10 protein-coding genes are annotated in these 7,728 nt (G+C 73.3%); 3 read left to right on the top strand and 7 right to left on the bottom strand.

Annotated features, from left to right (window positions below; all coding sequences use genetic code 11):
* From TA90_RS07225 to TA90_RS07210, 4 genes are all read right to left on the bottom strand, one after another.
* Window positions 1-527 (bottom strand): hypothetical protein (locus TA90_RS07225; RefSeq protein WP_197067866.1); only part of this gene is annotated, 527 nt, incomplete at its 3' end.
* On the bottom strand, window positions 524-808 hold the full coding sequence (locus tag TA90_RS07220) for a hypothetical protein (RefSeq protein ID WP_147513420.1): 285 nt from the start codon (window positions 806-808) through the stop codon (window positions 524-526). The genes TA90_RS07220 and TA90_RS07225, both read right to left, overlap by 4 nt.
* Window positions 809-1,023: 215 nt before the next feature.
* Window positions 1,024-1,287, bottom strand: a complete 264-nt coding sequence (locus tag TA90_RS07215) for a zf-HC2 domain-containing protein (protein WP_043535413.1) — start codon at window positions 1,285-1,287, stop codon at window positions 1,024-1,026.
* Window positions 1,284-1,868 (bottom strand): sigma-70 family RNA polymerase sigma factor, encoded by a 585-nt coding sequence (locus TA90_RS07210; RefSeq protein ID WP_043535419.1) that lies wholly within the window; start codon window positions 1,866-1,868, stop codon window positions 1,284-1,286. The genes TA90_RS07215 and TA90_RS07210 overlap by 4 nt, the downstream gene beginning before the upstream one ends.
* A 235-nt stretch (window positions 1,869-2,103) precedes the next feature.
* Here TA90_RS07210 and TA90_RS07205 point away from each other — a divergent pair, with 235 nt between their 5' ends.
* Genes TA90_RS07205 through rsgA form a run of 3 tightly spaced genes read left to right on the top strand, consistent with a single transcriptional unit; the run spans window position 2,104 to window position 5,056 of the window.
* Window positions 2,104-2,610 (top strand): DoxX family protein, encoded by a 507-nt coding sequence (locus TA90_RS07205; protein ID WP_043535412.1) that lies wholly within the window; start codon window positions 2,104-2,106, stop codon window positions 2,608-2,610.
* Window positions 2,611-2,615: 5 nt separating this feature from the next.
* Complete coding sequence (gene aroA / locus TA90_RS07200) at window positions 2,616-4,001, top strand: 3-phosphoshikimate 1-carboxyvinyltransferase (RefSeq protein ID WP_082031546.1); 1,386 nt, start codon at window positions 2,616-2,618, stop codon at window positions 3,999-4,001.
* On the top strand, window positions 3,998-5,056 hold the full coding sequence (rsgA, locus tag TA90_RS07195) for a ribosome small subunit-dependent GTPase A (RefSeq protein ID WP_043535411.1): 1,059 nt from the start codon (window positions 3,998-4,000) through the stop codon (window positions 5,054-5,056). The genes aroA and rsgA overlap by 4 nt, the downstream gene beginning before the upstream one ends.
* Window positions 5,057-5,145: 89 nt before the next feature.
* Here rsgA and tatC read toward each other — a convergent pair whose 3' ends face one another.
* The 3 genes from tatC to TA90_RS07180 form a co-directional block, all read right to left on the bottom strand.
* The gene (gene tatC, locus TA90_RS07190; protein WP_231550693.1) at window positions 5,146-5,940 is read right to left on the bottom strand and encodes a twin-arginine translocase subunit TatC; all 795 of its coding nucleotides are present in this window, start codon (window positions 5,938-5,940) and stop codon (window positions 5,146-5,148) included.
* A complete protein-coding gene (gene tatA, locus TA90_RS07185) occupies window positions 5,937-6,263 on the bottom strand; it encodes a Sec-independent protein translocase subunit TatA (RefSeq protein ID WP_043535409.1) in 327 nt (108 codons plus the stop codon). The genes tatC and tatA overlap by 4 nt, the downstream gene beginning before the upstream one ends.
* Window positions 6,264-6,809: 546 nt before the next feature.
* Entirely contained in the window at window positions 6,810-7,547 is a 738-nt protein-coding gene (locus tag TA90_RS07180; RefSeq protein WP_043535408.1) for a glutamine amidotransferase, read from the bottom strand.
* Window positions 7,548-7,728 lie beyond the last annotated feature (181 nt).

The raw sequence follows: 7,728 nt of genomic DNA, 5'->3' as shown, positions 1-7,728 counted from the left end.
GCGGCGACCTGTCCGGCCGGCGTGTCGTCCGGGGTCCTCACGACCAGGAACGCCGGGGTGTGCGCCAGGGCCTCCCGGGTCGACCTCCGGAGCCGGTCGGCCTGCGCATCGGCGGAGAGCAGCCCCGGGACCAGGGTGACCAGGCCCTGGGTCAGGTACATCGACACCCCGGACGTCCCCTGCCCCTCCACCGAGAAGCCGAAGCGTGCGGCGTTCTTCCGGCGCTCGTCGGAGCGGAACACGGCAGCGGTCTCCGCCCCCGCAGGTGCGAGCCGGGACTCGATGTCGGTCCCGCGCCGGGCCAGGGCCGCGATCTCCGCGAGGTCCCCGGGCGAGTCGCGCACCTCGACCTCCACCGACGCGACACCGGGCAGGTGGCCCGCGCGGGTGGCGGCGTCCACGAGGTCCACGGTCTGCGCCGCGGTGACCGCCCGGTCGGCGAAGGCGGCGCGGTTCGTGTCGGAGGCGAACATCGCCGCGTACTCCGGGTTCTCCCACGGCCCCTCTTCCGCGGCTCCCCGTGTCACCTCCACACGCGCCACCAGATTCCGCTCCAGGGAGGCCGGGAGGTCGGACGGGTCCGGTTGTCCGTGAGGAGCTCCATGGCGGAGGGGTCGTCCGGGTCCAGACGCACCCGCCAGGGCTGCATGTTGTGCCCCGAGGGCGCCAGCAGTGCCAGGGCGACCACCTGCAGACGGGGGTCGTCGAAGCGTTCGTGGTAGTCCTCGGCCCAGGCCTCGTGGTACCTGCGGGGAGTCCCGACCCCGCCCACGAGGAGCAGCGCCACCACCGCCACTGATCTGCGCATCGTCCTGCCGTCCCGTCGGAGAGGGTCCGGGTCACGGTGCCCCGGACGTGGTCGACCGGACGCTGCCGGGCACGTGCCTGGTGCCGTGCCGGACCGGGGAGGTGCCCCCACCCCCATCCAAGGCGACCGTCCGCCCGGGCACCATCCGGGCTTCCCCTGATCGGACCCCGGGAACGGGCGACGCCCCGGGGTGCGTCGGTCAGTGCCGGTGTGGGTCAGTCAGTGCGTGTGCGGGTCGTCATCCGCACCACGCGCACACGCAGTTCGGCCGGGGCGTGCGCCCGGGCGGAGAAGCAGTGGCGCAGGAGCTCACGCACGTGCTGCTCGGCGTCGAGGGCGTCACGGCAGGACGGGCACACCGTGACATGGGCGGCCAGCAGGGCGCGCGAGCGTGCGTCCAGGGCCTCCTCGTCCCCGTCGACCAACTCGTAGAGGTGGTCGAGGAGTTCCTGGCAGGTGGGGTCCTCGGAGCAGCTCACCTCGCACCCCCGATCCCGTACTCGGCGGCGTAGTCCGCCAGCTTCTCGCGCAGGATCCGGCGACCGCGGTGCAGGCGACTCATGACGGTGCCGATGGGCACGTCCAGGATCTCGGCGATCTCCTTGTAACTGAAGCCCTCGACGTCGGCGAGGAACACGGCCATGCGGTACTCCTCGGAGAGTTCCTCCAGGGCCTGGCGGACCTGGGAGGAGGGCATGTGGTCCAGGGCCTCGGCCTCCGCGGAGCGGAGCCCCCGCCCGTCGTGGGAGGCGGCGTCGGCCAGTTGCCAGTCCTCGACCGTGTCGGTGCCTGCGCGCTTGGGGGAACGCTGCACCTTGCGGTACTGCGTGATGAAGGTGTTCGTGAGGATCCGGTAGAGCCAGGCCTTGATGTTCGTCCCCGGCCTGTACTGCCCGAACTTGGCGTAGGCCTTCGCGAAGGTCTCCTGGACGAGGTCCTCGGCATCCGTCGGGTTCCGCGTCATGCCCAGGGCCGCCCCGTAGAGCTGGTCGAGCAGGGGCAGTGCCTCGGCCTCGAAGCGCGTGTCGAGGTCGGAGCGGTCAGCTGCGGCAGTGTCCATCGCCCCCAAGGCTAGCGCCGCGAGCGCGCATGCGGCGCGCAGGAGGTCGGGAGCGGGGCGGACGGACGCGGGTGGGAGGGACGTGGCGGTGGGTGTCCCCCCGCTCCCGGGAACGGGGACGAGGGCGACACCCCCGGCTTCCCGGGGGCTGGATTCCATGCTCACTGGAACGTCCTCCCGTCCGGAATTGTTCCATCGGCTCGCCCCGCGGCGTTCCACGTCGGACAATGGGGGCATGAACATCTTGCGGATGGTTGCCAGGCCCCTGCTCGCAGCGCCCTTCATCGCCGACGGGATCTCGGCCGTGCGGGACCCCGACCCGCACGTCGAGCGCGTGCAGGTCCTCACCCCCCTCCTGGAGCGGGCCGGCATCGAGCCCGAGGAGGACCAGCTGCGCCTCGCGACCCGCATCGTCGGCGGTGTCACGACGCTGGCCGGGCTGTCCCTGGCACTCGGCAGGGGGACACGCACCTCCGCGGCCGTCCTCGCCACGCTGGCCGTCCCGCTGGCCGTGGTGAACAACCCGGTGTGGACGGCCTCCTCCCGGGACGAGCGCCGCCTCCTGCGCCGGGGCCTCACCCGCTCCCTCGCCCTCTTCGGCGGTCTCCTCATCGCCTCCACCGACCGGGAGGGCCGGCCCTCCGTCGGGTGGAGCTGCCGCAACCGCAGGGCCCAGCGCCAGGAGCTCAAGCAGGTGCGCGCCCAGGCCTGGGAGGACGCCCAGCGGGTGTACCAGGAGTGACGGACATGGGTGACACGCTCCCCACCTCCCCCGGGGACGCGGGTGACGCCACCGGGTCCGCGGACGGCACGACTTGGTGGCCCGCACCCTCCTCCTGGGGCCCCATCGCCGCGACCGTGGAGGTGCCGGGCTCCAAGTCCGAGACCGCCCGCGCACTGTTCCTGGCCGCCATTGCGGATGCCCCCGGTCGCCTCCACGGCGCCCTCGACTCCCGGGACACCCACCTGATGGCCGAGGGACTGGAGGCCCTGGGTGCGGGGATCTCACGGGAGCCCTGCACCGGGGACCTCCTCGTGGAGCCGCTCGACCACCCCCGCGGCGGGACCACCGTCAACTGCGGGCTGGCGGGGACCGTCCTGCGCTTCCTGCCGCCCCTGGCCGCCCTCGCCGAGGGCACCACCACCTTCCTCGGGGACGAGTCCGCCCTCGTCAGGCCCGTTCGGCCCGTCCTGGACGCGCTGGACGCCTGGGGGGCCCACACGACCTACCTGGGTGCGCCCGGGTTCCTGCCCTTCCAGGTCTCCGGTGCGGGTGCCCTCCCGCTGCCGGGCGCCCCGCGGGAGGTCACGGTGGATGCCTCGGCCTCCTCCCAGTTCGTGTCCGCGCTGCTCCTGTCGGCCCCGCTGATGGACGGCCCCGTGACGGTGCGCGCCACCGGACGGGTGGTGTCGCTGCCCCACATCGCGATGACCGTGGAGGCCCTGCGCGGACGCGGCGTGGAGGTCCGTGCCGAGGTCGACGAGGGCGCCGCCACGCATTCCTGGACCGTGGCCCCCGGACGCCCCCACGGGGGCGACGCCGGCATCGACCCGGACCTGTCCAATGCGGGTCCCTTCCTCGCCGCCGCCCTCGTGTGCGGGGGCACCGTGCGCATCCCCCGCTGGCCCGCCTCCACCACCCAGGCGGGCGACGCCTGGCGTGACCTCCTGACCCGCATGGGCGCCGAGGTCACCCTCGACGAACGGGGACTGCAGGTGGCCGGACCCGGACGCGACGGGATCCGGGGCCTGGAGGCCGACCTCTCCGACGTCGGGGAGCTCACCCCCACGGTCGCCGCCCTCGCCGTCCTCGCGCGGACGCCCAGCAGGATCACCGGGATCGCCCACCTGCGCGGCCACGAGACCGACCGACTGGCGGCACTCGCCACGGAGATCACGCGCCTGGGCGGTGATGCCCGCGAGCTGCCCGACGGCCTCGAGATCCGCCCGGCCCCGCTCCACGCGGCGCGCCTGCGCACCTACGCCGACCACCGCATGGCCACCTTCGCCGCCGTCATCGGCCTGGCGGTGCCGGGGGTCGAGGTCGAGGACGTGGAGACCACGGCGAAGACCATGCCGGACTTCCCCCACCTGTGGAGGGCCATGCTCGTCCCCCACGGGACCACCGCATGAGCCGCGACACCGGCACCGACGACCCCCGTGTGAGGGTCCGCCCCGGTCGCGGTTCGCGTCCGCGCACCAAGGTGCGCCCCGACTGGTCCGAACGCCCCCTCGGGCGTGTCGTGTCCATCGACCGGGGGCGCTACGGCGTGGTGACCGGGGGCGACCTGCGACTGCAGGCCGTGCGCGCCCGCGAACTCGGTCGCGGAGCGGTGGTCATGGGCGACCGGGTCCGCCTCACGGGGGACCTCAGTGGACGTCCCGACACGCTGGCCCGCATCGTGCGGGTCGAGGACCGCACCACGGTGCTGCGCCGCTCCCTGGAGGACGCACCGGGGGAACGCGGGGAGAAGGTCATCGTCGCCAATGCCGAGGTCATGGTCGTCGTCGTCGCGCTGTCCGACCCGCCGCCCCGCACGGGCATGGTGGACCGCTGCCTGGTGGCGGCCTACGAGGCCGGACTCGAGCCGGTCCTGTGCCTGACGAAGGCCGACCTCGCCGATCCCGCCCCGTTCACCGCGCAGTACCGGGACTTCGGGCTGAGGGTCGTGACGACGTCCTGGCACGACGGCCACGGCAGTGGCGTGGAGGAGCTGGCCGGCCTGCTGCGGGGACGCTTCTCCGTGATGGTCGGGCACTCCGGGGTGGGCAAGTCGACGCTGATCAATGAGCTCGTGCCCGGGGCGGACCGTGCCACCGGTGTGGTCAACGCGGTCACGGGGAGGGGTCGGCACACCTCGACCTCCGCGGAGGCCTTCGAGCTGCCCGGGGGCGGGTGGGTGGTGGACACCCCCGGCGTGCGCTCCTTCGGTCTGGGGCACGTGCAGCCCTCCGACGTGCTGGCGGTCTTCCCGGACGTCGCGGAGGCCGCGACCTGGTGCCTGCCGATGTGCACGCACCTGGCAGGTGAGCCGTCATGTGCGCTGGACGCCTGGGCGCAGGGCACCGGTCCCTTCGACCCGGTCGACCCGCAGGAGGCGGCTCGCCGCGCCTCACGCGTCGCCTCGGTGCGCCGGTTGCTGGAGGGACTGGCTGTGGCCGAGGCCGCCGCGCGCGCGGCCCGCTGAGACCCCGGAGCCGGGCGCAGGGGCACGTGTCCCAGGAGGACGCGGGTGCCGGGGTGGATGTCGCGGGGCAGGCGGGGGCGGCCCCTTCCTCAGGTGCCGTCGGCCGAGGTTCCCGACGGCGTGGCCGCACCGGTGCGGGCACGGTTCACCCGGCGTTCGTGCCACGAGCAGATGCCGACCCCTCCCAGGTAGAGGGCGACGAGGGCGAGCGCCTGGATGATCATCGGGACCGGACTGGGCAGTGGGTTGACGACCGCTGCGAAGGTGAAGCACACGACCACCACCCACCTCCAGGCCGCCATCATGTCGCGCGCGCGCAGGACACCCGTGAAACCGAGTCCCACCAGGACCTCGGGCACGAGGAAGGAGAGCCCGAAGGCCAGGACCACCCGCATGCTGAAGGAGACGAAGGCGTCGGCCCGCAGCAGGGTGGCGGCGCCGTCGGGGACGAAGGTGAGAAGTACCTCGACGGCCTTCGGAACCACCAGTACGCCCGAGAAGGCGCCGAGCAGGATGAGGAGGATCCCCGCCCCTCCGAAGGCGGCGACGTGGATCCGCTCGGTGCGGCGCAGGCCCGGGCCGACGAACAACGCCATCTGCAGGATCCACCAGGGGCTCGACACAAGGACACCGATCCACACCGCCACCGTGACCCTGGGATCGAAGGCTGCCCCGATGGTCTGGAAGTTGAGCTGGGTGTCCGCCCCCGCGAAGTCACGGAGTGGACGCTGCAGGAAACCCATCACGGGGTCGAAGCAGAACCAGCCCACGACCGTTCCGGCCGCGATGCCGGCCACGGCCAGGACCAGTCGTCTTCGCAGCTCCCCCACGTGATCGAGCAGCGCCATCCGCTGCTCGGGATTGGCGCGACGGTTGGGGCTCACCGCCGACCGGGATCGACGCCCGGGTCCTCGGGGGTCGTCGAGGTCGTCGGAGAGCCGTCCGGTTGCACGGCCGGGGTGACCGGGCTCGCCGGGGTGGAGCCCTGCTCCACGGCCGGGGACACGACCGGCGGAACCGGCGCCTGCTGCACGGCCGGGGACGCCGACTGCCGGACGTCGGTGCGGTCGTCCTCCTGCAGTGCGCGCAGCTCCTGCTTGAGGATCCGGGCCGACTTGCCGATCGACCGGGCGATGTCGGGCAGTCTCGAGGCACCGAAGAGGATGAGGATGACGATGAGCAGGACGAGGTAGTGGACGGGTCTCATGGGTCTCCCTGGATGTGTGGGGGCGGGGGCGACGCGGGACGTGTCGGCACCGGCGCCGGACCGCCGTCACGGGATCCGGCGGGACGGGATCCACCGGCCCCGCTCCGGACCTCGCCCGAGGGGGCGCCCGATGGGTGCGTGGCTCCCGCGACCTGTGCGGTCCAGGCCGCCATCTCCTCGTGCACGGCGCGGCGCAGCACCTCGCGGGGGTCGTACTCGCCCAGGTCGATGACGGGACCGGTGGTCCGCGGGGCCGGAGTGGTCTCCGTCCCGTCCCGGACCTCCTCGCGCAGGCGCGCGCTCCATCCCCTGGGCCGCCCGGACGAGGGCGCGGAACGACCGGAGCAGCCGGACGATCCCTTCGGGGCCGAGGACCAGTGCCGCGACCACGAGGATCACGAGGAACTCGGCTCCGTTGATCCCGAACACGTCCGTCACCCCCGTTCTCCCGACGCGCGTACTGTGTCACGCCGGACTCCGGGCGGGACATGTGAGTTCCGCGTCCCCGGGGACGTGGGATGCATGCAGGAGGAGCCGTCCCGCAGCTCAGGACCTGCGGAACTCCCGCACGAAGTTCGACAGCACCCGGTGGGCCGGGGTGACGTCCACCGAGCGCACGCCCTCCTCGATGCGGGAGCGTTCCTCGGGCGGGTAGTACCCCCGGTCGGCGTACTCGTTGATGCGCACGAGGATGCCGGCGAGGTCGAGCTCGGGGTGGAACTGCGTGGCCCAGGCCCGCTCCCCGACGCGCACCATCTGGACCGGGGTCGCGTCGTTCGTCACGAGGAGGGTCGCCCCGGGCGCCACCGTCGAGGCGGCCTCGTGGTGCCCCACGTACCCGTGGAAGACGTCGGGCACGCCCTCCAGCAGCAGGTCGTCGTGACCGGCCGGGGTCAGGCGCAGTTCCGGTCCGGAGATCTCCTCGGCGTGGTCGGTGTCGAGGGATCCCCCCAGGTGACGGGTGAGCGTCCCCAGCCCGTAGCAGAGACCCAGGTAGGGGACGCCCCGGTCCAGGGCCATGTCGAAGAAGCGGTCGAGTCGGGCCTCGATGTCACGCTGGAGCTGCGGCTTGCGCTCCTCCGGCGCACCTGCGTCGAAGGGGGACCCGCACAGGATGACCCCGGACCAGTCCCGGGGATCGATCTCGGGGAAGGGCTCACGCTCGAGCCTGACGCGCACGACCTCGCCGGGAGCCAGTCCGCCGATGCGGGGCAGCGCCTCGGCCTCATCGGCGGCCACGACCTCGTCGTCGCGGGAGGTGAGCATGAGGAAGGGCTTGGACATGGGGTCACACTACGTCACGGGACCGGGGCCCCGCCCGGGATGGCGGACCGGGGCGGGTGCCCGGCTCCCCGAGCTGCAGCGGTCCCCCACCTGCGCCGCTACCCGGCCCGGCGCCTCCTGCCCACCGTCGCACGCGCTACGGTGGATGCATGCCCCAGAGCCGACGCTACAACGACGACCT

Origin of the sequence: Actinomyces polynesiensis (assembly GCF_000820725.1) — a bacterium.
GTDB lineage: Bacteria > Actinomycetota > Actinomycetes > Actinomycetales > Actinomycetaceae > Pauljensenia > Pauljensenia polynesiensis.
This window is presented reverse-complemented; position numbering and strand designations above follow the sequence as displayed.

Bases quoted from the DNA above. Each gene is read 5' to 3' on its own strand.
- TA90_RS07220 (WP_147513420.1), bottom strand. From the start codon at position 808: ATGCGCAGATCAGTGGCGGTGGTGGCGCTGCTCCTCGTGGGCGGGGTC.
- TA90_RS07210 (WP_043535419.1), bottom strand. From the start codon at position 1,868: ATGGACACTGCCGCAGCTGACCGCTCCGACCTCGACACGCGCTTCGAG.
- TA90_RS07205 (WP_043535412.1), top strand. From the start codon at position 2,104: ATGAACATCTTGCGGATGGTTGCCAGGCCCCTGCTCGCAGCGCCCTTC.
- aroA (WP_082031546.1), top strand. From the start codon at position 2,616: ATGGGTGACACGCTCCCCACCTCCCCCGGGGACGCGGGTGACGCCACC.
- rsgA (WP_043535411.1), top strand. From the start codon at position 3,998: ATGAGCCGCGACACCGGCACCGACGACCCCCGTGTGAGGGTCCGCCCC.
- tatA (WP_043535409.1), bottom strand. From the start codon at position 6,263: ATGAGACCCGTCCACTACCTCGTCCTGCTCATCGTCATCCTCATCCTC.
- TA90_RS07180 (WP_043535408.1), bottom strand. From the start codon at position 7,547: ATGTCCAAGCCCTTCCTCATGCTCACCTCCCGCGACGACGAGGTCGTG.